This is a genomic window from Bacillus sp. FSL R5-0443 (genome assembly GCF_038608285.1).
In the GTDB taxonomy this organism is placed as follows: Bacteria; Bacillota; Bacilli; order Bacillales; family Bacillaceae; genus Bacillus; species Bacillus velezensis.
The window spans coordinates 3,062,091-3,088,006 of record NZ_CP152013.1; the positions used below are offsets into that span (position 1 = coordinate 3,062,091).

The window sequence follows — 25,916 nt, forward strand, 5'->3', positions numbered from 1 at the left end:
CCTCATAAAAAATTAATATTTATCAAGTTCCCTTTTTGACAAACGAAAAAACTTACAGGGATTGATGCCTGTTAATCACATTCAGCCCGCCTGTTGCTTCAATGACCGTTCCGGTTACAAGATCGGAATCATCTTCACATAAAAAGGCGATGATTCTCGCAATGTCCTCTCCGGTTCCGGACCTGCCGATCGGCGTCTTTTCTTTGCCGATTTTCCGTCTTGCTTCCTCTATAGACGCTTCTTTCATATCTCCTACAATATCACCCGGGCAGACCATATTGGCCGTAATGCCTGATTCAGCTTCTTCAATCGCAATGGTTTTCGTTAACGATGCCAATCCGACTTTAGCCGCTCCGAAAGCGGAACGGTGAAGCCAGCCAGGGGCATGGTCCGCTCCTTGAAAACCGTATGTAATAATCCGGCCGAACCGCTGCTGTCTCATGACCGGGATAACCGCTTTAAACAGATGGAAAACGGCGCTTAAATTCCCTTCAAGCATGTCATACCATTCGTCATCGGAGTAATCGGCAAGCTTTTTGCGCTCAAATATGTACGGTCCGGCATTGTTAATCAGTATGTCAATCCTTCCAAACCGCTGAAGGGCTGCATCGGCGATCCGCATGAGATCTTCTTTACGGGTTACATCGCCCTTAACGAATTGCAATCTGTCATGGCACCCGGGATAATCCGCCTTCAGACAGGCGACCGCTTCTTCGTCTTGTCTGTAATTCACTGTGACAGAAAAGCCTTTTTCCAGAAGCATTTCAGTCACTTTTCGGCCCAATCCCTTTGTACCGGCAGTGATTAGAGCATGTCGCACATTGAATACCCTCCCCAGGCAACGTTGCCGCTTCAATAAAATCAAGACGTTTCTCCCTCTACTTTACTATAAACAAACGGCAATATCACTTTTTTGCACTTCGTCCGCACGAAAAAAAAGCCGTCTTTACAGACAGCTTAATTTTCTGAAGGAGCAGAGGCTTCCTCCATGCCGACATAACCGCTTTCGTATGCCTCTGAGATGAGCCTGGCCGTTTCTTCACTTTCTTTTTCATCATAGATGTAACGGTCTTGTTCTTTGCGCATTCCTTCTACCTCCCATCTTTATAGATGTAGGGTGTCTGATATGACGGGAAAATATGAAGGAAATTTCAGCAAATTAAATGCCGGCGCAGGCTTTTGCTTTTACGAGCGCCTGTTCTACCTGCTGAAAACCCGTTCCGCCGGCGCTCATTCTTTTTTCAACCGCATGATGCGGATCGAGCACGGTATAGATGTCTTCTTCAAAGAGACTGCTGGCTTGAAGGAATTCTTCAAATGCCATATCACTTAAATAGATTCCTTTTTCAATGCAGCTGTACACAAGCTTGCCGACCACTTCATGCGCTTCTCTGAACGGCATGCCTTTTTTAGCTAAATAATCGGCAAGTTCCGTCGCGTTTGAAAAATCTTGTTTTGTCGCTTGTTTCATGATGTCCTTGTTTACTTTCATCGTTTCAATCATGCCCGTGAAAATCTGAAGGCTTCCTTCAACGGTTTTCACCGTGTCAAACATGCCTTCTTTATCTTCCTGCAGGTCTTTGTTGTAAGCGAGCGGGAGCCCTTTCATAATCGTGAAAAGCCCCATCATATCACCGTATACGCGTCCGGTTTTACCGCGGATCAGCTCCGCCATGTCGGGGTTTTTCTTCTGCGGCATCATGCTGCTTCCCGTCGCATACGTATCATCCAGTTCAATGAATCTGAATTCCTGCGAGCACCATAGAATGATTTCTTCTGATAAACGCGAAAGGTGCATCATCAGCATGCTGCTGCCGCTTAAAAACTCGAGAATAAAATCTCTGTCACTGACTCCGTCAAGACTGTTCTCATAAATGGAGTCAAAACCGAGCAGCTCCGCCGAATAGTTACGGTCTATCGGAAAAGTGGTTCCGGCAAGCGCCCCGCATCCGAGCGGCGATATGTTAATCCGTTTCATAGCATCGCGAAAACGCTCTTTATCCCGTTCAAGCATCCAAAAATAAGCAAGCAGATGGTGGGCGAAAGAAATCGGCTGAGCCCGCTGCAAATGGGTGTACCCCGGCAGAATGGTCTCGACATTGGCCTCCGCTTTTTCGATCAGCGCTTTTTGGAACTGTTCAATCAGCACGATGATATGTGAGACATGATCTTTCAAATACAAATGCATGTCGGTCGCCACCTGGTCATTCCGGCTTCTGCCGGTATGGAGCTTGCCGCCTAGCGGTCCGATTTCTTCGATCAGCATTTTTTCAATATTCAAATGGATATCTTCATAATCAACAGAGAATTCAAGCGTTCCTTCCTCTGCTTTTTGCAGGAGGGTCTGCAGCCCCTGTCGGATGGCGCCTTCTTCTTCTTCCGTCAGAATGCCGCATTTTTTCAGCATTGCCGCATGAGCGAGAGACCCTGTAATATCCTCTTTGACTAAGTTTTGGTCGAATGTGATGGATGCGCCGAACTCATCGACCCACTTTTCCGGTGTTTTTTGAAAACGGCCTCCCCAAAGCTTCTTCATGCTTCAATCTGCTCCTTCTTTTTCACAATGCTGTTTACTTTTGTCGGCAGCCCCCAAAGCTCAATGAAACCGATTGCCGCGTGATGGTCAAAAGCATCGTCTTTTGTATATGTCGCAAGTTTTTCATCGTAGAGTGAATATTCCGACTTACGTCCTTCTACAATGGCATGGCCTTTAAACAGCTTGACGCGCACGACGCCGGTGACGTGTTTTTGGGTTTCTTTCAAGAATGCAAGCAGCGCGTCTTTTAACGGCGAGAACCATAAACCGTTATAGATGATTTCAGACAGTTTTTGTTCAATTGCCGGTTTGAAATGGGCCACTTCTTTCACTAAAGTCAGATCCTCAAGCTCTTTGTGAGCCGTAATCAAAGTCATGGCGCCCGGGCACTCATAAACTTCACGGGACTTAATGCCGACCAGGCGGTTTTCCACATGGTCAATCCGGCCGATGCCGTGTTTTCCGGCAGTCTCGTTCAGCTTGAGAATTAAATCAGCGAGCGGGTAGGTTACGCCGTCGATTGAAACCGGAACACCGGCTTCAAATGCGATTTCGATGATTTCCGGAACGTCCGGCGTGTTTTCAAGAGATGCTGTCAGATCATATGCCCCTTCAGGCGGCGCCGCCCACGGGTCTTCTAATATACCGCATTCATTGGCGCGTCCCCATAGGTTCTGGTCGATGGAATACGGGCTGTCAAGATTGATCGGAATCGGTATGCCGCGGCTTGCGGCATATTCAATTTCTTCTTCACGCGACCATTGCCACTCACGGACCGGAGCAATGACCTCCAGATCAGGATTTAATGATTTAATGGATACTTCGAAACGCACCTGATCGTTGCCTTTTCCCGTGCAGCCGTGCGCTACAGCCACCGCGTTTTCCTTTTCCGCGACTTCAACGAGTTTTTTCGCGATCAACGGACGGGATAGTGCAGATACGAGCGGATACTTGCCTTCATACATTGTATGGGCCTGCATAGAAATGAGCGCGTACTCCCGGGCGAATTCTTCTTTCGCATCAATCACATAGGAATTTACGGCGCCTACTTCCAGCGCTTTTTGCTGAACGAATGCCAAATCCTTTCCTTCCCCTACGTCTAAACAGCAGGCAACAACATCGTATCCCTGTTCTTGCAGCCATTTTATCGCTACAGAAGTATCAAGACCTCCTGAGTATGCCAATACAACCTTTTTTTGTTCTGCCATGTTAAAAGCTCCCTTTTGTATAAAAATTAGTTTTAATTAATAAAAATGCATTTTGTATGTATACACTGTAACAAGTAAATTCTGTTTTTTCAAGCCTTTTATAAAAAAAACCCCACCCATTTTTTTGAGCGGAGCAGAGCCTTTTTATACATTTATAAATCTTTTCGGATTTCCCGGAGCACATGGGGCAGTTCAGGAATAATCAGTTTACTCATTGCAAGCTTTACGGCGCCTGAGGAGCCGGGCGTGCAGAAGACTGCGGTATTTTGGATCACACCCGCTGCCGCTCTGGACAAAATGGCGGCGGAACCGATGTCCTCCGTATAGCTCAGCATGCGGAACAGCTCGCCGAATCCCGGGAGTTCTTTTGAAAACAGCGGCGTGACCGCTTCAATTGTGACATCCCTTTCGGCAATGCCCGTCCCTCCGTTTAACAGCACCGCATCTGTATATTCATCCATACAGCCGGATAAAACGGCTTTCTGCAATTCATCTTTTTCATCTTTAACAATGTCATAAGCGACCGTTTCAAATCCCGCTTCCCTGAGGAAGTCCATCATGACGCGCCCGCTTTTGTCGGTTTCTTTCGTTCTCGTGTCGCTGACTGTGATCACCTTGCAGCGCACGGCTGACGGGGCTTCTTGTTTATGTTCATGCACACTCATTGCTTCACCTCATCGTTTATGTATTAAACATATCGTAACGTTTGATTCTGGGGCATTCAATAAAAAAGCACACCCTAAAGGATGTGCTTTTTTCGATCATTACTGTGCAAGGCGGACAACGTCGCGTGCGATCATGACCTCTTCGTCAGTCGGAATGATCATGACTTTGACAGGAGAGTGAGGGTAGCTGATAAACGCTTCCTCGCCGCGCACGTTGTTCAGCGCAGGATCCCAATATACACCCATGAATTCTAAGCCGCGAAGCACGCGTTCTCTGACTTCAACACTGTTTTCACCGATACCCGCAGTGAAAATAATCGCGTCAACGCCGCTCATTCTCGCAGCGTAAGAACCGATGTATTTATGGATTCTGCTTGCAAACACTTCAAGAGCCGTTTCCGCTCTTTCGTTTCCTTCTTTTGAAGCTTCTACGATATCGCGAAGGTCGCTGGAGAAACCGGATACGCCAAGCAGTCCGCTCTTTTTATTTAACGTATTTAATACTTCATCTGCCGTCTGATCCGTTTTTTCCATTATGTACGGAATCAATGCAGGGTCGATGTTTCCTGAACGTGTTCCCATCGCGACACCCGCAAGCGGTGTGAAGCCCATTGACGTATCAATGGATTTTCCGCCTTCTACCGCCGCGATACTTGCGCCGTTACCGAGGTGGCAGGAAATCAGACGCAAATCTTCAAGCGGGCGGCCGAGAAGCTCAGCTGCGCGCTGCGTCACGTATTTATGAGATGTGCCGTGGAAACCGTATTTGCGAATGCCGTATTTCTCGTAGTATTCGTACGGTAGGCTGTACAGGTAAGATTGTTCAGGCATCGTTTGGTGGAACGCCGTATCAAACACTGCAACCGCAGGCACATTCGGAAGCACTTCTTTAAAGGCTTTAATGCCGACGATGTTAGCCGGGTTGTGAAGCGGCGCTAGTTCTGAAATCTCTTCAATCTCACGGATTGTTTCATCCGTAAGCAAAACAGAATCGCTGAATTTTTCTCCGCCGTGAACCACACGGTGGCCGATTCCGTCAATTTCATTTAGATCCTTTATAATACCGAATTCAGTCAGCTTGTGAAGCAGCATCTTCACCGCAACCGCATGATCCGGAATATCTGTCACTTCTGTATTTTTTTCGCCGTTAACAGAGATTGTGAAAACGCTGTCGGCGATACCGATCCGTTCTACTAAACCTTTTGTTAGCACCTTTTCTGAAGGCATTTCGAATAACTGAAATTTTAAAGATGAGCTTCCTGCGTTAATTGCAATAATTTTAGACATAAATGACGCTCCTATCAAAATTCTTCTTCGTTTGTTCGTTCTTTTTTCCCAGACCATAACTGCAGTCCAAAAAATATCTGACTTTTCCATTTAAACATTGTCAACTCAGCATTTCAAGTCAACATCCACATTGGTACCGCTTACAATATGAAGTCGATATTTTCTGATAAATTTCATTTGTGCCAAATGGACGGCACGGTCTTACGGAATGTTATTTTCTTTCCTTAATTTGTGTTATCGTCCTGATTCCCATTCATTTTAAAAAGCAAAAGCAGCGCGGGATTTTGCATCTCACACTGCTTTTTCGCCATTATTTTTCTTTTTGAATCCATTGATCCAATTTTGCCGTCATCTCCCGCATCGCCTGCTGGTTCGCAAAAGAAGGAAGATTCGCCAAAAGCGCTTGTTTCGGCGGCTTTGCGTCTTCGCCTTTTTTCTGCAAGATTAAAATGCTCTTTGCCTGCGCTTCGTCTTTAAACATAGTAGCCGGCAGCTGAAGAAGGGCGTTGATATACACTTTTTCCGCAAAAAACCGCTTCAGTTTATCGCTTTGCGCGCTGTCAAACAGATGGTTCGGAATCATAAAAAATAAGTATCCGCCCGGTTTTGTATGTTTGACGCTCTGCTCAATAAATAAGTGGTGAGCAAAAGAGTGGCCTTCATCCGCTTTCAGCTCAAACGCTTCAGCGCCTTCGTCATTCGGATAGTAGCCGACCGGCAAATCGCAGATGACCGCATCGGCCGGTTCGATAAATAACGGCTGAAGACTGTCCTGGCAGAACAGCTCCATTTCTTTTTCCTGCAGATTCGCCTGAGCATAAGCGATCTTCAGAAGGACATCGTCGATTTCAATGCCGAAGCTTTTTGCCGCTTTGTCAGAAAGCTGGTTTGCCGCGGTCAGCAGAAGATTTCCGGTGCCGCAGGCGGGGTCCAGCAATGTCAGGCCTTTTCGGCCGCCCGTAAATTTATTCACGAGGTAACTGATGAAAATGCCGATCGTATCAGGCGTCATCTGTCTGTTCGGATGGGACTTATCTTTCAGCCCTTTTAAAATGGCGAGCTGGAACGCCTTGCGGATCCATTCATGCTCCCATTTTCTGAAGTCTGCTTTCGCGAGCAGGCTTTTAAGCTCGCCGGTTTGCTTTTCCTGAAGCGGAAGCTGGTCGGCCTTTTCAAGAAAATACATTTCTCCCGCTTCCGCAAGCCCCTCAATATAAGAAATCTGAAGGCCTTCTGCTATCACTTGGGCGGCTTCATCTAAAAGTTCATAAATCTGACCGACATGGTCGTGTTGCATGCTGTTTCCTCCTTGCCATGAAAAGAGCTCCGCGGCAGCACCCGGAGCTCTTTTTCTCTCTTTACTTGATTAACGCTTTTGCAGCTTCGATAGGCTTTTCATAATTCGGGTGGTTTGTCGCTTCACTTACGTATTCCGCGTAAACGACTTTTCCGTCCTGATCAAGGACAAATACGGAACGCGCTAAAAGACGAAGTTCTTTGATGTGAACACCGAATGCTTCACCAAATGACATCTCTTTATGATCCGATAATGTTTCAACTTTATCAATTCCGTTCGCTCCGCACCAGCGCGCTTGTGCAAACGGAAGGTCGGCGCTGATTGTATAAACGTTCACATCACCGAGTTTTGCGGCTTCTTCGTTGAAGCGGCGTGTCTGCGCGTCACATACGCCTGTGTCAATGGAAGGAATAACGGATATGATCGTTACTTTCCCTTTCATATCTGCTAATGTCTTCTCTTCTAATCCGTTTGTCAAAACCGTGAAGTCAGGAGCTTGGTCCCCCGGTTTCACTTCTTGTCCGATCAGCGTCACGGCTCCGCCTTTAAATGTAATTTCAGCCATTCTGATTCCTCCCTTTATCTATGTATAGCTCTATCATAGTCGAGTTTTATGCAAACTGCAAAGGTTATGCCGCATCGTAAAAAAAGCTAACTGCGGGCGGCAGTTAACTTTTCTGTTATAAATCGATATCCGTTCTTTTTTGGTTCCGGCCTTTTTCATTCTTTTTAAACATATGCTGGATGCGTTCAATCGTTTGAGGCGCGGAGTCTAACAGTTTATCAATCAGATGGGTGTTTTCGTCTAAATGAAGCATACGCACGCCGTTTGTTCCGACAATCAGAAACGCAATCGGCGTAATGGATACTCCGCCGCCGCTTCCGCCGCCGAACGGGAGCTTCTGCTCTTTTCTTTCATCATCATCGGTTCTTTTTTCAGCCGGCTTTCCTCCAAACTCGCTTCCGCCCGCCGCAAATCCGAAGCCGACCTTTGAAACCGTTAAGATTACGCTGCCGTCAGGCGTTTCAACAGGATCGCCGATGATTGTATTCACGTCAATCATTTCTTTTAAATTTTCCATAGCGGTTTTCATTAAACCTTGAATGGGATGGTCTGCCATATGCGCTCCTCCTTAAACTGATGAATCATTCTTTGAAGCAACCGGAACCGGCTGTTTCTTTCGTATGATAGAAAGTCCGTTCCGCCCGTATTTGAGCAATTTGAAAGCTGCACCTATAAGATGTCCAAAACGAAAAAAGAATATACACTGCAAATGCGTCTTGGATGCAGGCACTTGAAAAGACGGAATGACTTCGCACACCGGTTCATGTATGAAACGCAGATGATCATACAGCATCGCCGTAAGTCCTCCCTTTACGGCCCACAATCCGCCGGCGGCGATTCCCGTAACGGCGGCGTCCTTTATTCCGATAACCGTCACCCATTCGAACTTCGTAACACGGACTCCCGCAAGAAATGAAGCGGCGATTTGGCGCATCTGAAAGACTTGGTGCAGAATCATTTCTATTCTGTGAATGCTCTGTTTGACATCTTCATATGTGATTTTTTTCTTCTCTTTTTTCTGACCTTTCATTTCTGATTTTGTGTCCTGTTTGACATCAATTGACGCGTCTTCGCTGTTTACTTTAATGACGGGCAGCGTTTTTTTAATACGGATCAGCCCGTATAAGGCCGAGATTTTAAACGTCAGTTTGTCGTTATCTTTATCGTGAAGATATTCGAAAGTCAGGTGGATTTTCATCCTCATGAGCAGCCAGGCCAAAATGAGAATGAGAATAACAGCTGCTGCGGCATATCCCATAAGCTTCACTTCCTTAGCAGCATTATCGCCAAAACCAAAAAAAATAAACCCGGACGTTTATTCCGGGTTTACTGCTTTTATTTGCGGTACAGCGCTTCGTGAATCACCGTTGTGTCGGCGATCAGATCATGAATGCCCTGCTTTTTGGGCGTAAACGCAATGACGATATAGAGAATCCAGATTTTATCGATATAACGCCCCACCGCTTCTCTGAAAATGACGGTGCTCCAAGTCAGCGGCTTTCCGGGCGTCAAAGAAGTGACCTTTAACCCGAAGACCATCTTGCCGAGTGTCTGATGAAACCATTTCGTCATGAACACAAAATAGGCGAGGTAGACGATCAGGGTTGTGACGGAATAAGCTGAGATTGTAAACATTCCGCTTGTTGCCGGGAGCTTCATCAGCGTGAAAACCGGTGAAACGATGAGATGGTTAAGTCCCCAGACCACCAGCCAATCAAGAAGAAACGCCCAAAACCTGATCCAAAAGCCCGCATATGCCTGCTCGGGCGCCCTCTGTTGTTCGGCTTCCTCTTCTTTGCCGTGAAAGCCTTCGTAAGTCGCGTCCATTCTTTCTTCCCCCCTACTTTGCATAGAGATACATCATCCGCGGCGAACCGGATTGCGAAATGAGTTCTTTCATATTCAGAAAATCAATTTCGCTTTTAAACATTTTCGCTGCGCTCATGGAAAAGAGCGAGCCTAATCCGAATCCTTCCTCGTATGTGATGACTGAAGCGTTTTTCATATTTTTATGGTCCTTTTTCATCGCGCTGATCGTGTCATCGTAAAAACCGAGCTCATCAACGAGGCCGATTTTTTTCGCTTGTCTGCCGTCGTAAACACGGCCGTCGGCAATTTTTTTCACATCCGCTTTTGACATGTGCCGGCCTTTTGAAATGACATTGACAAATCCTTCATAAGAATCGTTGACCATTGTCTGCATGATCTTTCTTTCTTCCTTCGTCATGTCGCGGGTCGGGGACATGATGTCTTTATGCGCGCCGCTTTTAATGGTTTCAAACTTGATGCCGAGTTCATCGGCGAGCTTGGAATAATTGACGCTTTCCATGATGACGCCCAGTGAACCCGTGAGCGTTTCCGGTGAAGCATAGATTTTATCGGCGGCCGTTGAAATATAGTAGCCTCCCGATGCCGCCATGGAACCCATGGATACATAAATCGGTTTCTTCGTTTCTTTCTTTAGTTCTTCCAGTTTTTTATGTATTTCCGCGCTTTCGTACACGCCTCCGCCAGGGGAATTGATTTTCAGCACAATTCCTTTGACGCTTTTGTCTTCTTTCGCACGCTCAACCTGTTTTAAAAATGATCTGTGATCATATCCGCCTGAGCTGAGCAGGCCAGCGGACCCGCCGTTATCCTCAATCGTGCCGTCCACTTCAAGCACGGCGATTTTACTGCCGGGGCTGCCCTTATCCAGCGTCACTTCCTCTGTGTCATCTGTCAGTGATGCAAAGTCAGACCCTGTATCTCCGATATTCTTCAGCACCCCGACGGTCACACTTGCAATGACTGATACGCCGAAAATGCCGAGCGCGATGACGAGCGCAATCCATCTTTTTGCATTCATTTGTTCTCCTCCTTTTCTGTCAATATTCGTACGTTCCCCCGTAAAAAAAGATTCATTTTTTTCATGAAGCGCTTTCCCTTAACGGATAAACAGGAAACATGTTACACTATTGCCACAGGTATTTTAACACAATACCTGCTGGGAGAAAAACGTAAATATGACAGCAAAGGGGAATGGGGATATGACCGATCTTCGCCGCAATGTTTATTTTTTTCACAAACAAAACAACGAAACAAAAGAACAAGTCAGCTCTTTGAAGCAGCTTGCTGAATCGCACGGTTTTACAGTTGCGGCTCAACCGGAGGATGCCGGAATTATCGCCAGCATCGGCAGCGACGGCTCATTTCTGCAAGCCGTCAGAAAAACCGGATTCCGTGATGACTGCCTGTATGTCGGCATCGCTAAAAAAGGGAAAGCCCATTTGTACTGTGATTTTCACAGCGATGAGCCTGAAAAAATGGCGGCCAGCATGACCGCGGAACAGCTTGAGGTCAGAAAATACCCGCTCATTCACGTAACGGTGGACGGCAGCAATCATTTTCACTGTTTAAACGAGGTTTCCATCCGTTCAAGCATTATTAAAACGTTTGTGATGGATGTGTTAATTGATGATCTTCATTTTGAGACGTTCAGAGGAGACGGGATGATCATTTCCACCCCGACGGGCAGCACCGCCTACAATAAATCTGTTTCAGGCGCCGTTGTTGATCCTTTGATTTCCTGCATGCAGGTATCCGAACTGGCATCGTTGAACAACAACACATACCGTACACTCGGATCTTCGTTTATTTTAAGCTCAGACCGGAAGCTGACACTGCAGGTGGTGCAAGACGGCAATGAGCATCCGATTATCGGGCTTGATAATGAAGCGCTCAGCACGCGGAATGTCAAAAAGGTTGAGATTAGACTATCCGATAAAAAAATCAAAACGGTGAAACTGAAAGACAACTCTTTCTGGGAAAAAGTAAAACGATCATTTTTATCATAAAAAAAGAGGACGGGCATCACTGCCTGTCCTCTTTTTCATATACGATACGGCCGCCGACGACGGTTTTGACCGCTTCCAATTCATGAAGCTTTTTCGGGTCCGTCCTGAACGGATCACCGCTGAGTACGGTAAAGTCGGCATCATAGCCGGGGGCGATCCGTCCGCGGCTATGTTCTTTATGGATGATGGCCGCGCTTCCCTCCGTGTAAAGCTGAATGGCTTCGTACACGGTCAGGCACTCTTTTTCATAATAGGCCGGACCTTCCGGGTGCTGTTTGCTCGTACGGAGCACAGCCGATTGAATGCCCAGAAGCGGATCGGCCGGCTCAATCGGGGCATCTGAACCTCCGGCGCACAGCAGCCCTTTTGACAGCAGTGTTTTCCAGGCGAAAGCCGTTTTCATCCGCTCTTCTCCGAGCCTGTCAATCACCCACGGAAAATCACTGGCCACAAAATGCGGCTGAAGATCAAGTCCGATCGGCAGCCGGGCGGCTCTTTCAATCAATCCGTCATCTAATACTTGCGCATGAATGAGCCGGTCAAGCTGTCCGGGCTTTGCCGGGTATCTTTCGATAACATCCAGCACCTTTTCAAATGCAAGGTCGCCAATCGCGTGCACGGCGATCTCCATCCCTTTCTCTCTCGCTTTATAAACAAGAGCGGCAAGGGTTTCGTCATCATGCACCTGAACGCCGGAAACAGACGGATCATCATGGTAAGCCTTTTTCAATAGAGCGGTTCTGCCTCCGAGCGCGCCGTCAGCAAAAATTTTCATCGCTCCGTATTCCAGATAAGGTCCGGTCGATTTATCCAGAGCGCTCCAGCTGTCGACGGCTTCGTGATGTACGAGCAGATGGGCGCGAAAAGGATAAAGGCCGCTGCCGGTTAATGACTCGTACGCGGCAACGGGAACGGACGCGTCTCCGTAGTATGCCAGATCTTCTGAATGCCCGCCGGTCAGGCCTTTTGACCAGCAGTCCGTAATCGCCGTTTGAAGCGCGCGTTTGACATAGTGAAGTGAGACGGGCGGCAGGGCCTGTGTCACAAGCTCTTGGGCTTTATCCAGCAGGAGGCCTGTCGGACCGGTGCCGTCCCGGACGATAATCCCGCCGTTTGGATCAGGTGTTTCGTTTGTAATTCCCGCCGCGCGCAATGCGGCTGAATTAACCGCGGCGGCGTGCCGGCATACCCGCTTCAGCAGGACGGGGCGGTCGGGAAAGAGCGGGTCAAGGTCATGCTTCGTGACGTAAACCGGCCGCTCAAACAGATTTTCATCCCAACCTTCGCCGATCAGCCATTCGCCATCTTCCAATTCACACTCTGCTTCTTTTGCGGCCCGCAGTATCGCTTCTTTTGACGTCAGCTGCGACAAATCGAGGCGAAGCTGTTTTTCCCCGTGTCCGATTAAATGCATATGACTGTCCGTAAACCCCGGGAACATCACAGCTCCATGTAAATCGATTTCCTCCGTATCAGGCGCACCGTATGTTCCTTGGAGCTCCCGGAAGCTGCCCGTCTGCCTGACGACGCCTTCTTCGGTATAAACGGCTTCAGTGACATGATTCTTGTCCAGCATTGTATAGATGGTGCCGCCGTGCCAAATCGCTTTCATCCCCGCTCACCCTTTATCCTGTATTATGCTTTTTTATCAGCCTTCAGCCGTTCTTCACGCTGTCTCAGCTCCACACGTCTGATTTTTGCGGACGCCGTTTTCGGCAGGCTTTCGACAAACTCAATTTCTCTCGGATATTTGTAAGGCGCCGTAATCGTTTTTACGTGGTTTTGCAGTTCTTTGACAAGTTCGTCACTGCGCTTTTCATCGTCTTGTAAAACGACATAAGCTTTTACGATTGAACCTCTGATTTCATCCGGGCTCGCCACGACGGCACATTCTTTCACTTCCGGATGCTTCACGAGCGCGTCCTCTACTTCAAAAGGCCCGATTGTATATCCGGAGCTGACGATAATGTCATCATTGCGGCTCTCAAACCAAAAGTAGCCGTCTTCGTCTTTTTTCGCGCGGTCTCCTGTAAGAAAATAATCTCCGCGAATCTGCTTTTTCGTTCTTTCGGGATCTTTATAATATTCCTTGAATAAGGCCGGTGTGCTCAAATGCACGGCGATATCGCCCGTTTCGCCTGTTTCGCATATTTCGCCTTTATCGTTTATAATCTCCACTTGATTTCCAGGGGTCGGTTTGCCCATGCTTCCCGGCTTAATATCCATGTCCTTCAGGACGCCGACTAACAGGGTGCTCTCCGTTTGGCCGTATCCGTCCCTCACTTTAATGCCGAAATGCTTCCGGAATACGTCAATGACTTCCCGGTTTAATGGCTCACCCGCAGAAACTGCGCTGTGAAGGGCAGAAAGATCATATTTGTCCAACTCCTCCACTTTTGCCATCAGGCGGTATTCCGTCGGGGTACAGCAGAAGACATTTACTTGATGGCGCTCCAGCAGCTCTAAATACGTCTTGGCGTTGAATCTGCCGTGATAAATGACTCCTGTCGCGCCGCTTCCCAGAATTGCGAGCAGCGGGCTCCACACCCATTTCTGCCAGCCGGGCGCCGCGGTGGCCCACACTGTATCGTCTTCAGAAATATCCAGCCATGCACCGGCTGATGTTTTTAAATGGGCAAAGGCCCAGCCGTGTGTATGTACAACGCCTTTAGGCTGGCCGGTCGTGCCTGAAGTATAGGACAAAAACGCCATGTCTTCTCTTGTTGTATCAGCTGTTTGAAAACTGTCTCCGTCCGCTTCAATCGTTAGGAGGTTTTTCCAGCCGGCATTATTTTCACCGATTGACAATGTCACCAGCTGCTCGGTATTCACCTCGTCAAACGCGTTTATAAATGAAGGATAAACGATAGCGCCTTTCACTTCGGCGTGTTTGATCCGGTATTCAAGGTCTTTGGCGCGCAGCATTTCCGAGCAAGGAATGACGACCATTCCCGCTTTTAAGATCGCTAAATAAACGGCATACGCTTCAAGCACTCTCGGAACCATGACAATCAGCTTATCGCCTTTTTCAAATCCGAGACCTTTCAGGCGGGCTCCGATTTTATTCGTTTCTTCCATCAATTTTTCATACGTCCAGACTTTCTTGCCGCCTGTTTGATCTTCCCAAATAAGCGCGTTCTTCTCTTTGGAACGGCTGAACTTTTCGATTTCATTTACAAGGTTATAGTTCTTTGGGGCGATTAAATCTTCTCGTTTTAACACGAACAACTCCTCACTTTCTTTCCCCATTATACATAAACATAGGCCATTACAATAAAAATATGCATAAATTGCTTCCCGCCTTCTATCTATACTCATGAAAAAAGAGCGGGGAATTCCCCGCTCTCTTAGCCATTATGTGAAGTTGTGATTAAAACTGCTGCTGGCTGCTTCCGCCCATGCTTTGCTGAGCAAAAGAGACAAGACGTTTTGTGATTTCTCCACCGACAGAACCGTTGGCGCGAGAAGTTGTTTCCGGTCCAAGGTTTACACCGAATTCAGAAGCGATTTCATACTTCATTTGGTCGATAGCTTGAGCAGCGCCTGGCACTAAAAGCTGGTTGCTGTTTCCGCTGTTTGATTGTTGTGACATGTGTATCACCTCCTTGTGAGTATAGAATGTGATAAAACACATGTCTTCATTCAAAAAAACTTTGGTAATTGTATACAGTTTTAAAACAGGCCGGCAAACTTATCGTGAGCTTCCTGCTCCGAGTAAACAGTGATGGTTTCGATGCCGGCAGCGGCCTCTGCAATCAGCGGTTCAAAATCAACGAAGCTTTCGAAGTGCTCGATTTTTTCTCTTTTCGGGCGTGTTTTCGGACTTGGCGGCGTAAAGATGGTGCAGCAGTCCTCAAACGGCTGAATGCTTGTTTCATAAGTGCCGATTTCTTTTGATTTCTCGATGATTTCTGTTTTGTCCATTCCGATTAAAGGGCGCAAAATCGGCGTTGCCGTCACCGCATTGATCGCATACATGCTTTCAAGCGTCTGGCTCGCTACCTGCCCGAGGCTTTCTCCCGTAATGATCGCGAGCGCTTTCCGTTCTTCTCTGATTCTGTCCGCGATTTGCAGCATAAGACGCCGCGTCGCCGTCATCGTATAGTTCTCCGGGATTTGTTTTTGGATGAGTTCCTGCGTCTTTGTAAACGGCACGATATGAAGTGTCATACTGCCGCCGAACTTCGCGAGGCATCCCGCGAGATCCATGACTTTCTGCTTTGCCCGTTCACTCGTATACGGCGGACTGAAGAAATGTACGGCTTCAACTGATAATCCCCGTTTCATCGCGTAAAAACCGGCGACCGGACTGTCAAAACCGCCGGAAAGCATCAGCATCGCTTTACCCGCGGAACCGACAGGAAGGCCTCCGGCGCCTTTTTCGTTACGAATGGTCAGGAACGTCGCTTCCTCCCTGATTTCAATCCGAAGCGGAATATCGGGATTTCTCACATCGACGGTTAATCCATCCGTGTTTTTCAAAATATGGCCGCCGATTTCAGCGTTCATCGCATTCGTATCTAATTCAAACTGTTTGTAAGCCCGTTTGGTCTCGACCTTAAACGTATTCCCCGGTTTATATTCGCCTTCTATCGCGGCTAAAGCCGTTTTTTTAATGTCTTCCAGCTTGCTTTCGCATTTAATTGCGAGACTAAAGCTTTGAATGCCGAATATATTCTTTAATAAGGAACAAATTTCCTCCGGGTTTTCTCCATTAAGTGTAATTGACATCCGGTCCCGGTTTGAAAAGTATTTTACTTTTTTATAATCCTTTAATACCAGGCGGATATTCTGTTTTAATCTTTCAATAAAACTGCGTCTGTTTTTTCCTTTTGTGGATATTTCACCAAAACGGATTAAAATATGATCGTAATTCATATGCTACCTCATCATTTTTTTTAGTTTTTGAACAGCCGGCACCAGCGCGGCCATAAACGGCTCCGTGATGTCAGCTGTATGGCTGAAGTTCAGGCTGACTCTGATGCTGCTTGATGCAATCTGTTCGCCTTTATTCATTTGCAGAAGAACACGGCTCGGTTTGTGCTCTCTTGCCGAACATGCCGCGGTTGTGGAGACATATATTCCTTTTTCCTCAAGCATGTGCAGCAGCACTTCCGCCTTCACGCCCGGAACGGAAAAATTAATGATATGCGGCGCGCTGTTTTCAGCGGGGGTGTTGATGACGACCCCGTCCGTCCCGCTCAGCCTTTCCATGAGCGCATTCTTGGCAGCCTCCACGGAAGAAAGCCGCTCATTCATGTCACGCGCGGAAAGATTGATCGCTTTCGCAAGGGAAACGGCGCCTGCCGTGTGTTCTGTTCCGGCGCGGACGCCTTTTTGCTGCGAGCCGCCCGTGATAAGCGGAATGAGCCGCGTTCCTTTTTTGACGATAAGCGCTCCGGTCCCTTTTAAGCCGTGAAACTTATGCCCTGAAACGGTGCAAAGGTCAATGCCCGCTTCTTCTATAGACAGCGGAACTTTATGAATGCCCTGCACATGATCAACATGAAACAGAATATTCCGGTGCTGCTTCAAAAACCCGCCGATTTCCTTTACGGGCTGAATGGAGCCGACTTCGTTATTGACATGCATGACGCTGACGATTATCGTATCCGGCCTGATAGCCGATTTGACGTCTTTCAAAGAAACGAAGCCGTTTTGATCGGCCGGAAGATATGTGACTTCAAAGCCGAACAGCTCTGTCAGCTGATCAAGTGTCTCCGTCACAGAAGGATGCTCAATCGCCGAAGCAATGATATGTCTTCCTTTACTCATGTTTGCCCAGGCTGCTCCCTTTAACGCAGCGTTATTCGCTTCAGTCGCGCCTGATGTAAATACAATATCATAATTTTTTAAACGCAAGGTTTTTTTTATTTGCTGAGCGGCCGCTTCAAGGAGCTGTTCCGTCTCAGTTCCTAACCGGTGCAGAGACGAAGGATTGCCGAAATAACGGCTGCTCGTCTGTTTGTACACATCCAATACCTCTTCATACGGCTCGGTCGTTGAGCTGTTGTCTAAATATATCATTTTTTTTACTCCTTTAATGAAAACGGTACATCGTATGATATTTATGCTACCATAACAAAAGTAAATATAAATTCGCAATAAATCGAGTATTGACTTCTCTGTACATTGCCATATAATAAGTAATGTTCGTTTTGTTATATTATCTGACAATTAATTGACAGAATATTTCAACATAGTATTTAGGAGGATTTTTATGAAACACTCACTACCTGTCAAAGATACCGTTATTATCGGTTTCATGCTTTTCGCACTTTTTTTCGGGGCAGGAAATATGATATATCCGCCGGAGCTCGGGCAAGCGGCGGGGCATAATGTCTGGAAAGCGATGGGCGGTTTCTTACTGACCGGCGTTGGTCTGCCGCTTTTGGGTATTATCGCCATCGCATTAACGGGCAAAGACGCGAAAGGGCTTGCCGATAAGGCTCACCCGGTATTCGGGACTATTTTCACCGTTGTGCTTTATTTATCAATCGGGCCGCTTTTCGCGATCCCCAGAACCGGAACCGTTTCATATGAAATCGGTGCAGTTCCGTTTTTAAGCGGCATTCCGGAAAGATTATCTTTATTTGTTTTCACGTTGATCTTTTTTTCTATTACGTATTATTTAGCTCTTAATCCTTCCAAAATCGTGGACAGAGTCGGAAAGATTTTGACTCCTATTAAATTCGGTATTATTTTAATCATCGTCGTAAAAGCGATTGTCACTCCGATGGGCGGGCTGGGCGCCGTACATCAGGCATATTCCGGAACGCCGGTGTTCAAAGGATTTTTGGAAGGCTATAAAACAATGGATGCGCTCGCCTCAATCGTCTTCGGCGTCGTTGTCGTCAACGCTGTTAAAAGCAGGGGCGTCACCCAGCGCAAAGCGCTCGCCGCCGCTTGTATTAAAGCGGGTCTGATTGCAGCGGCAGGTTTGACATTCATTTATTTATCTTTGGCCTATTTGGGAGCGACAAGCACGGACGCTGTGGGGCCGCTCGGCGAAGGCGCAAAGATTTTATCAGCTTCATCTGATTACCTGTTCGGTTCACTGGGAAACATCGTTCTCGGCGCCGCCATCACCGTTGCGTGTTTAACGACAAGCATCGGGCTTGTCACATCTTGCGGCGAATATTTTTCAAAATTGATTCCCGCTTTATCATACAAAATGGTGGTTACGATTGTCACGCTGTTCAGTCTGGCGATTTCAAATTTCGGACTTGCTGAGATTATTGCATTTTCAGTTCCTATTTTATCAGCCATTTACCCGCTGGCGATTGTCATTATCGTCCTTTCCTTTATTGATAAAATCTTTAAGGAAAGACGCGAAGTCTATATCGCCTGCCTGATCGGAACGGGGCTGTTCAGTATCCTGGACGGTTTGAAGGCAGCCGGCATTCCGCTCGGATCATTAGATTCATTCTTAAACGCAAATCTTCCGCTTTACAGCATGGGAATCGGCTGGGTGCTTCCGGGCATTGCCGGAGCGATCATCGGCTGCATTATCACGTTTTTTACCAGCCCGCCCATCGAATTAAATAAAGCAAAATCGTAACATTCAGCGCCTGCGGTTTGATGTATATCAGCCGCAGGCGCTTTTTATATTCCGTGAGAAACTAAAAAACTGCACCTCTGATTTCCATCAGGGTGCAGTTTTTGCTTATGCGTCTATGAAGCAGATTGATCAGCTTTAATTTTTTTCACGGCGCCGGGAGCTGCTTTTTCAACAGCATCTGCAGCCATCTCATAAGCTTCATTATAGCTGTAAGCATAAAACAGCCGTTCCGCTTCTTTCAGCTGTTCGGATAAAATATGATTCTGGCTTCGGAAGCGGTTGCCGTACTGGATGATCCGCTCAATCAGCTTCACCTGAATCACAAGATCTTCCGCCTCTTCGCTGACTTCCTCAACAACCTTTTCGGCTTCGGCCAGATGTTTGGCGGCTTCCTCCATGTTCAGCGGCAGCTCTTCCAATTGGCTGACGGTTTCTTCTATATGATGATTTGCCGTCTCGAGCTTGTCCTTGACTTGTTCAGGAATACCCGGCACGTTGCTTTTTTGCAGCATTCGGGCCGTGTCAGAAATGGTTTTCCGAAGATTCATCAGCGTTTCCCGCGCCAGCAGTTCTTCTTTTCTGAGCGCCTGCAGATTTTCACGGTATTCGGCATGTTCTTTCTGAGCCTCTTCCATCTGCTTTTCAATGGCCTCGACTTCTTCAATCAGCAGCGAGTAAGCGACATGCTCGCCGTCAAGCTTTTCTCTCGCCTGCTCAAGGAGCCGGCCGATCGTTTCCAGCTGTTTTTCGAAGGCATGCTGCCTGCTGATTTCTCCCGCCGTCAGCTGATAGCTTTCCTTGACGAGCTCCGTTTCGGTTTTTGTGCGGTCTTTTTCTTCCTCAAGCTTCTCATACGCGATGATCAGCTCAGGCATTTTGCTTAATACGGACTGTCCGGCTTCCACTTCGCCTTCCAGCTGTTCATACATCGATTGAATGGTTTCATCAATCAGCTGAAGGATGGCGGACGCTTCGTCGACATCCAATTCTTCTAAAAGCGCGTTTTCGGCCCGTTTCACTTGATTTGTGAGTGTATCCAGCTCTTTTTCGATTTGAATATGCTCCAATTTGTAGCCTTTTTCCGTCATTTCCCGGTAGCCGTCTTTCAGCTTGGCAATTTGGTTCGGCACGGTCTGTTTACAGTCCGCAAGCAGTTTCGGAACGTCATCTATGTATGTCTGAAGCTGATCCAGTCTGCGGTCCTGTTCAAGCAGCACTTTTCTCGCTTTGATGTAATTGCCGCTTTCCGTCTCTTCTTCGAACTCTTTTATGCCGCTCCAGATTTCGTCGAGATCCGTCTCCAGGCTGTTATAAAGCTCTCCGTAGAGATGGCTGTACGCCAGAAGGTTTTTCCGCGCTTTTGAATACCGCTCACGCACCTGTTCACTCTCTCCGCGGCTTTTTTCCTCGCTCGTCACAAGGTCGCTGATCTCACGCAGTATGCCTTCTATATTTGATTCTGCTGCAGTGAGGAGGTCGTCGATGTGGACAAGCACCTGATTCGCTTTTTTAAACCGGTATTTGTCGGCGTTCTCTTCGGCATCATAAAGGAGCTCTTCTACTTTCGGCAGATGGGCTGTGACAATTTCATCCCACTCCTCGCGCCATCTTTCAAAGAACTCTTCCGTCTCTCCGGTCATTTTCAGATGTTTGATCTTGGACATTTCTTCCACTATCGAACGGTTTAAAATTTCAATCTTCCATGATTCCAGCCGGTCAATTTCCGTATAAATTTTTTTCCTGAAAAAGTAGCCCGCCGCAAAGAGCGCGAGCAGTATAACCAATAATCCGATGACTAACTCCATAATGAGCCCCCTTGTTGTTCTCTTAATCTGTCAGGGTGTTTTATGTATTCAGAAAGATTTCAATATATGTATTGAGAAAATCTGTCGTTTTCATTGTTATTATGATACCATGTAACCAACATTTTTTGACCAGAAATCAAAAACTTTTTGCATAATTTCGGCAGGATTCTGCAATTTTTTAATGGAGTGACACAAATGGAAAAACGAGACGCTCATATCCACACCCCTTTTTGCCCTCACGGCTCGAAGGATGCGCTGAAACAATATGTCGAAAAGGCCCTGGAAAGAGGCTTTGACTCGATCACATTTACAGAGCACGCCCCCCTTCCTCCGTCATTTCAAGATCCCGTACCGCTTCAGGACAGCGCGATGGATCTCAGACAGATGGAGGTTTATTTGGAGCGGCTGTCACAGCTGAAAAAGGAATACGATGGACAAATCAGCATTCTGACTGGACTTGAAACCGATTTTATCACAGGGTATGAAGAGGAAACCGCGGCGTTTCTGAACACGTACGGCCCCTCACTGGATGACGGCATTTTATCCGTTCATTTTTTGAAGACCGGTCCGTCTTATATATGCCTCGATTTTGACGAGCACGCCTTTCAGCAGCTTGTCGCACAATTCGGAAGCATTGAAGCCGTATATGAACAATACTATGAAACTGTGTATTCTTCCATTGTAACACCGCTCGGCCCCTTTAAGCCAAAACGGGTCGGCCATATCACGCTCGTCAAAAAATTCGCGCGCCTTTTCCCTTACAGCATGTCACCTCAAATAAGAGAGCTTGCGGCCCGCTGTCTTGACGCCGTGAAAGAACACGGAATGGAGCTGGATGTGAATACATCCGGGCTCAGAAAGAAGTTTGCCGGGGAAGTATACATGGAGGATTGGATGGCTGAGACGGCGAAGCAAAAAAAAATCCCGCTCATATTCGGGTCGGACGCCCATCAAGCGGAAGATGTCGGCAGTTCCTACGAAACGTACAAAAACATCATTACTTCATAAGCGCTGCATCAGGCCGTCGGAACACGCTTTCGATCCAGATCTTCACCTCTTCAAAATACCTTTTATAAAAGTACGGCTCATGAGGCTGCATATAGAGTACCTCCGTAATATATTGAGGCTGGAGATACGGCATCATCAAGAGGGATTTCAATTGCAGAATAAAATGCGGCACGGGCAGCGTCAGCCGCCTGTGGCGTGACTGCCCTTCTTCAATCACCAGCTGGAAAATATATTTTTCTTTCATTAAGTAAGTAGACATAATTTCCCTGATAAGCACGGAATCAATCGTCACTTCCCGGTACACAAACCGCGTTAATTGACGGTTATTGTGCTGATAGGATAAAATATCGAAAATCACCCGCAGGATGCGTTCCTGCGCGTCTTCACCGTTCATACTGACGGCAGCTTTTTCCAGCGCTTCAGTATAGCCTTCGTAAAACTCGGAAACTAAATGTTCCATTAATCCGCCTTTCCCTTTAAAATAGTAGGAGATGTGCGCAACATTTACATCAGCTGACTTTGCGATTTCACGGACGGACGTGCCGGAATAACCTTTTTGGTTAAACAGCTGGACAGCGGCGTTAATAATTTTGTCTTTGGTGCTTACTTTCATACGGCTCACCCCTTTATGTGTAACAATTCAAGCAGAAAGGCGCCGTTCCTGTAAGAACTTCTCGACAAATGCCGGCAGAACGGCCGGAACTTTGTTTGATATTATAGAAAAAGTGAGGGTTTTCCATGTTTCATGTCGAAAAACAATCCGGAGATAAAGAAAAAAGTTATCAGCTTCTGCTTAAACAGCTCGAAGCCATGACAGAAGATGAAACGGATGCGATCGCAAATTACGCAAATGCGTCAGCGCTTTTATACCATTCATTACATGAAGTCAACTGGGCGGGGTTTTACTTCGCTAAAGAGGGCGAGCTCGTGCTCGGACCGTTTCAAGGACTTCCTGCCTGTGTGCGCATTCCGTTCGGCAGAGGCGTATGCGGCACTGCCTACTCTAATGGCGACGTGCAGCGGATTACCGATGTGAATGCGTTCCCGGGACATATCGCCTGTGACGCGGCTTCCCAGTCAGAAATCGTTCTCCCGATCCGCGTAAACGGTGAAGTGATCGGTGTGCTGGACATTGACAGCCCCGTGAAAAACCGTTTTGATGAAACGGACGAAACCTATTTAGCAAAGTTTGTTGAAACGCTTGAAAAACGATTAGGATAAAAAAAGGAGCCCGGCCGGCAGGCCGGCTCCTTTTTTATGTCGTCGTGCTGTTTTGATGGATGATCAGCCGGTTTTTGCCGTTCCGTTTGGCGATATAAAGCGCCTCATCCGCTTGCTGAACGAGCAATTTCAACGGCATCGGGCCGGTCTTTGACCAGCAGGAAACGCCGCAGGAAATCGTCACGCGCGGCTCGGTATTTTCCCGGATGGCGCTAACCAGCCTTTTAGCGATGCGTTCTCCGGATGACACGTTGATATTCGGCAGATAGACAGCCAGCTCCTCGCCCCCCCACCTCGCAGCGACATCATGCTCACGAATATGGTTCTTCATAACGGAGGCCACCTGAATCAGGATCGAATCTCCCGTTTGATGACCGTATGTATCATTAATATTTTTGAAATTATCGATATCAACGAGGATGAATACACCCCGTTTATGAATTTTCATGCTGTATTGAATTTTCTCATCCAAATAGGTTCTTGAATACAGCTCCGTCAGCTGGTCTGTCTGAACAAGATGCTCAAGCCTGTCGCGCAGCATGGAGTTCGTAACCGCCAATGTCGCATGGTGAATGAGCGCTTGAAAAAGTTTATACATTTCAAACGTAAAAGCATACAAATCCTTTTTCAATAAAATCGCGAACCCGAAGACGGTGTCATTTTCGATCATCGGCACCGCCATCAGCGAGCCGAAACCGTTTTCGCCGAATACAGTCTTTCCGCTGCCGATAAACACGCCCTTTTCTCCCTCGAACAGCTTTTCTTTCACAATGCTGATATAGGGGTTCGCACGTTCTGTCTTAAAAAAAGCGGTATGTCCCGGAAGGAGATTTTGCGTCTCAAAATGATCAATATGAAAAAAAGCCACTTCTTCCGCATGAAACGATTGGGTCATAATGGCGGCGAGCTCCCGCATCGTATCAGTGAGTCTGAGGCGCTGATTCAGCTGGCGCGATGTTTCATTAATGAGCTCCAGATTCGCAATGCTTTTCTTCGATTGCTCATAGAGCTGCGCATTTTCAAATGCTTTTCCCGCTGCGCCCGCAAGCAGCAGCATTTCACTGAGAGTACTGCACGAAAGAACGGCATCCTGCAGCCCCTCCGTCTTCAGAACCCCGTAAGTCCCCTGCTGGCCTTTGATCGGCAGATAAGCAGATGACCTGCCTTTTCTGAGCAGTCTCCCCGATAAATAAACCTTCAGGGCAGACGGATCGGCATCTTTTCCGTCCATATGTAATTCTTTTGCGGGAAGCTGTCTGTCCGTATCCTGATCCTGCGTGATAAACAGTGAAAAACGGAAAGACCGGAAAGCCGTACTCAAACTTGCCTGCAGTTTTTCCAAAACCTCATTTTGGTCCAAAAGCGAATGGAACATTTCTGTCATTCTGTGAATTTTCCGCTGATGCTTCGTTTTGTCAAACAGCCCGCTTTGTCTCACAGATTGATTAATAAACTGAGTAACGATCTCAGGCAATGATTCCGGAATCGGCAGCCCGCCTTCCGAGCACAGATAAAAGGATCTGCCGGAGGTCTGATTCCTGATCATAAAACGGCCGTCACTCTCTTTCAGCGGAGCATAATGCGGTTCATCTTCTGTTTTTATGGTGAAACGTGTTGATTCTGCCGGTGAAAGGGTCAATGAAAGAGATGTAAAGCAGGATTCTAGAGCTGAGGCCAGCCATAACAGCGAGTCGGATAATGAGACGGATTCAGATTTCGTTAAGAAAAAAGAAAGCATTTTCTGATGAAAGGCCGTCACTTCATCAATTGTTTGTTTTTTCATTTTTATCACCTAAACATGTACTACTCATTTTTGTACATTATATCATAAACCGGCACTCTTCATGGAGAAATGGTTGACGGCGGCGGAGAAAAATCATATAATGTTCTTTGTGTGAAATATTGCAGCCTTTTTGTTCAGCTTCTGTGTTTGCATTTTGTTCCTTAGCTGTAAGGTGTATCGTGTAACTCTCTGCTGCTGGAGCGAGGATACATGAAAACAAAATGTGCACGGTCGGATCGAACAGACGGTTTTTATTTTCCACAAAATAAAACCAAAGGAGGAGTCACATTATGGCTCGCTATACAGGTCCATCTTGGAAACTGTCTCGCCGTTTAGGAATCTCTCTTAGCGGTACAGGTAAAGAATTAGAAAAACGCCCTTACGCACCAGGCCCCCACGGTCCGGGACAGCGTAAAAAACTATCAGAATACGGTTTGCAATTGCAAGAAAAGCAAAAACTTCGTCACATGTACGGTGTAAACGAACGTCAATTCCGCACATTGTTTGACAAAGCTGCAAAAATGACTGGTAAACACGGCGAAAACTTCATGATTCTTTTAGATGCACGTCTTGATAACGTTGTGTACAAGCTCGGTCTTGCGCGCACTCGCCGTCAAGCACGCCAATTAGTCAACCACGGTCACATCCTTGTTGACGGAAGCCGCGTTGACATTCCGTCTTACCAAGTAAAACCTGGTCAAACAATCGGTGTTCGCGAAAAATCAAGAAACCTTTCTATCATCAAAGAATCTGTAGAAGTAAACAACTTCGTTCCTGAGTACCTTACTTTCGACGCTGAAAAGCTTGAAGGTACATTCACTCGTCTTCCAGAGCGCTCTGAGCTTGCTCCGGAAATTAACGAAGCGCTTATCGTTGAGTTCTACTCCCGTTAAGTAAAACGCTCTTTAAAGAGCATTGGATTAAACCCCGGACATGTTGTGATGACAATGTTTCCGGGGTTTTTCTTTTGGGCTGTCAGAATAATGGACAGATGCTCCCTCTCTTTATTAAAAAAAGCCCCTGTCCGGGGCTTTTTTTATGTACCAACTGGCTTTTCAGCTACATGTACATTAGAAAAACCCATTTGACAAGCAGAAGCGATTTTTTACATAATGAATCATCATACCTTACAAAAAAGGAGCGA

The 25,916-nt window shown here is 47.0% G+C and carries 25 protein-coding genes; 5 read left to right on the top strand and 20 right to left on the bottom strand.

Features of this window, described 5'->3' with window-relative positions:
• Nucleotides 1–52 precede the first annotated feature (52 nt).
• The 12 genes from NYE28_RS15310 to sppA form a co-directional block, all read right to left on the bottom strand.
• Entirely contained in the window at nt 53–820 is a 768-nt protein-coding gene (locus NYE28_RS15310; protein WP_012118176.1) for an SDR family oxidoreductase, read from the bottom strand.
• A gap of 137 nt (nt 821–957) precedes the next feature.
• The gene (locus tag NYE28_RS15315) at nt 958–1,086 is read right to left on the bottom strand and encodes a hypothetical protein (protein ID WP_007408056.1); all 129 of its coding nucleotides are present in this window, start codon (nt 1,084–1,086) and stop codon (nt 958–960) included.
• Nucleotides 1,087–1,159: 73 nt separating this feature from the next.
• On the bottom strand, nt 1,160–2,536 hold the full coding sequence (gene argH, locus NYE28_RS15320) for an argininosuccinate lyase (RefSeq protein WP_003152429.1): 1,377 nt from the start codon (nt 2,534–2,536) through the stop codon (nt 1,160–1,162).
• Nucleotides 2,533–3,744 (bottom strand): argininosuccinate synthase, encoded by a 1,212-nt coding sequence (locus NYE28_RS15325; RefSeq protein ID WP_003152428.1) that lies wholly within the window; start codon nt 3,742–3,744, stop codon nt 2,533–2,535. The genes argH and NYE28_RS15325 overlap by 4 nt, the downstream gene beginning before the upstream one ends.
• Nucleotides 3,745–3,896: 152 nt before the next feature.
• The gene (locus tag NYE28_RS15330; protein ID WP_007408054.1) at nt 3,897–4,409 is read right to left on the bottom strand and encodes a molybdenum cofactor biosynthesis protein B; all 513 of its coding nucleotides are present in this window, start codon (nt 4,407–4,409) and stop codon (nt 3,897–3,899) included.
• 99 nt (nt 4,410–4,508) lie between these two features.
• Entirely contained in the window at nt 4,509–5,696 is a 1,188-nt protein-coding gene (locus tag NYE28_RS15335; RefSeq protein ID WP_007408053.1) for an acetate kinase, read from the bottom strand.
• Between the two features lie 310 nt (nt 5,697–6,006).
• Complete coding sequence (locus NYE28_RS15340) at nt 6,007–6,993, bottom strand: class I SAM-dependent methyltransferase (RefSeq protein WP_038464151.1); 987 nt, start codon at nt 6,991–6,993, stop codon at nt 6,007–6,009.
• 61 nt (nt 6,994–7,054) lie between these two features.
• Nucleotides 7,055–7,558, bottom strand: a complete 504-nt coding sequence (gene tpx / locus NYE28_RS15345) for a thiol peroxidase (RefSeq protein ID WP_007613091.1) — start codon at nt 7,556–7,558, stop codon at nt 7,055–7,057.
• A gap of 115 nt (nt 7,559–7,673) precedes the next feature.
• Nucleotides 7,674–8,114: a GerW family sporulation protein gene (gene ytfJ, locus NYE28_RS15350; protein ID WP_003152423.1), complete on the bottom strand. Its 441-nt coding sequence runs from the start codon at nt 8,112–8,114 to the stop codon at nt 7,674–7,676.
• 12 nt (nt 8,115–8,126) lie between these two features.
• Nucleotides 8,127–8,816, bottom strand: a complete 690-nt coding sequence (locus tag NYE28_RS15355) for a DUF2953 domain-containing protein (RefSeq protein ID WP_038464154.1) — start codon at nt 8,814–8,816, stop codon at nt 8,127–8,129.
• 77 nt (nt 8,817–8,893) lie between these two features.
• Complete coding sequence (locus NYE28_RS15360) at nt 8,894–9,385, bottom strand: RDD family protein (RefSeq protein WP_038464156.1); 492 nt, start codon at nt 9,383–9,385, stop codon at nt 8,894–8,896.
• Between the two features lie 13 nt (nt 9,386–9,398).
• Nucleotides 9,399–10,406: a signal peptide peptidase SppA gene (sppA, locus tag NYE28_RS15365; RefSeq protein ID WP_003152419.1), complete on the bottom strand. Its 1,008-nt coding sequence runs from the start codon at nt 10,404–10,406 to the stop codon at nt 9,399–9,401.
• A 181-nt stretch (nt 10,407–10,587) separates the two neighbouring features.
• Here sppA and NYE28_RS15370 point away from each other — a divergent pair, with 181 nt between their 5' ends.
• Nucleotides 10,588–11,394, top strand: coding sequence for an NAD kinase (locus NYE28_RS15370; RefSeq protein WP_025285105.1), 807 nt, complete (start codon nt 10,588–10,590; stop codon nt 11,392–11,394).
• A 16-nt stretch (nt 11,395–11,410) separates the two neighbouring features.
• Here NYE28_RS15370 and NYE28_RS15375 read toward each other — a convergent pair whose 3' ends face one another.
• The 5 genes from NYE28_RS15375 to NYE28_RS15395 all read right to left on the bottom strand — a co-directional run bounded on the left by NYE28_RS15375 (nt 11,411) and on the right by NYE28_RS15395 (nt 17,421).
• On the bottom strand, nt 11,411–13,006 hold the full coding sequence (locus NYE28_RS15375) for an amidohydrolase (RefSeq protein WP_342490157.1): 1,596 nt from the start codon (nt 13,004–13,006) through the stop codon (nt 11,411–11,413).
• 23 nt (nt 13,007–13,029) lie between these two features.
• A complete protein-coding gene (locus NYE28_RS15380; RefSeq protein WP_124692780.1) occupies nt 13,030–14,616 on the bottom strand; it encodes an acyl--CoA ligase in 1,587 nt (528 codons plus the stop codon).
• A gap of 148 nt (nt 14,617–14,764) precedes the next feature.
• Nucleotides 14,765–14,986 (bottom strand): alpha/beta-type small acid-soluble spore protein, encoded by a 222-nt coding sequence (locus tag NYE28_RS15385; RefSeq protein ID WP_007408043.1) that lies wholly within the window; start codon nt 14,984–14,986, stop codon nt 14,765–14,767.
• 80 nt (nt 14,987–15,066) lie between these two features.
• Complete coding sequence (thiI, locus tag NYE28_RS15390; protein WP_015240380.1) at nt 15,067–16,272, bottom strand: tRNA uracil 4-sulfurtransferase ThiI; 1,206 nt, start codon at nt 16,270–16,272, stop codon at nt 15,067–15,069.
• A gap of 3 nt (nt 16,273–16,275) precedes the next feature.
• Nucleotides 16,276–17,421 carry a cysteine desulfurase family protein gene (locus tag NYE28_RS15395; protein ID WP_032871698.1) on the bottom strand — a complete coding sequence of 382 codons (1,146 nt, stop codon included), beginning with the start codon at nt 17,419–17,421 and terminating at the stop codon, nt 16,276–16,278.
• A gap of 193 nt (nt 17,422–17,614) precedes the next feature.
• Here NYE28_RS15395 and brnQ point away from each other — a divergent pair, with 193 nt between their 5' ends.
• A complete protein-coding gene (gene brnQ / locus NYE28_RS15400; RefSeq protein WP_015240382.1) occupies nt 17,615–18,955 on the top strand; it encodes a branched-chain amino acid transport system II carrier protein in 1,341 nt (446 codons plus the stop codon).
• Between the two features lie 113 nt (nt 18,956–19,068).
• Here the strand turns inward: brnQ and ezrA are convergent, their stop codons facing one another.
• Nucleotides 19,069–20,760 carry a septation ring formation regulator EzrA gene (gene ezrA, locus NYE28_RS15405; RefSeq protein ID WP_342490158.1) on the bottom strand — a complete coding sequence of 564 codons (1,692 nt, stop codon included), beginning with the start codon at nt 20,758–20,760 and terminating at the stop codon, nt 19,069–19,071.
• A 195-nt stretch (nt 20,761–20,955) separates the two neighbouring features.
• Between ezrA and hisJ the strand changes: the two genes are divergently transcribed.
• Nucleotides 20,956–21,768 (top strand): histidinol-phosphatase HisJ, encoded by an 813-nt coding sequence (hisJ, locus tag NYE28_RS15410; RefSeq protein ID WP_059368225.1) that lies wholly within the window; start codon nt 20,956–20,958, stop codon nt 21,766–21,768.
• Here hisJ and refZ read toward each other — a convergent pair.
• On the bottom strand, nt 21,758–22,381 hold the full coding sequence (gene refZ, locus NYE28_RS15415; RefSeq protein ID WP_025285110.1) for a forespore capture DNA-binding protein RefZ: 624 nt from the start codon (nt 22,379–22,381) through the stop codon (nt 21,758–21,760). The genes hisJ and refZ overlap by 11 nt on opposite strands.
• A gap of 125 nt (nt 22,382–22,506) precedes the next feature.
• On the opposite strand from refZ, the gene NYE28_RS15420 reads away from it, so the two are divergent.
• Nucleotides 22,507–22,989, top strand: coding sequence for a GAF domain-containing protein (locus NYE28_RS15420; protein WP_342490159.1), 483 nt, complete (start codon nt 22,507–22,509; stop codon nt 22,987–22,989).
• Nucleotides 22,990–23,023: 34 nt separating this feature from the next.
• Here the strand turns inward: NYE28_RS15420 and NYE28_RS15425 are convergent, their stop codons facing one another.
• Nucleotides 23,024–24,772 (bottom strand): sensor domain-containing diguanylate cyclase, encoded by a 1,749-nt coding sequence (locus NYE28_RS15425; RefSeq protein WP_015240386.1) that lies wholly within the window; start codon nt 24,770–24,772, stop codon nt 23,024–23,026.
• 290 nt (nt 24,773–25,062) lie between these two features.
• Between NYE28_RS15425 and rpsD the strand changes: the two genes are divergently transcribed.
• Nucleotides 25,063–25,665, top strand: coding sequence for a 30S ribosomal protein S4 (gene rpsD / locus NYE28_RS15430; RefSeq protein ID WP_003152406.1), 603 nt, complete (start codon nt 25,063–25,065; stop codon nt 25,663–25,665).
• Nucleotides 25,666–25,916 lie beyond the last annotated feature (251 nt).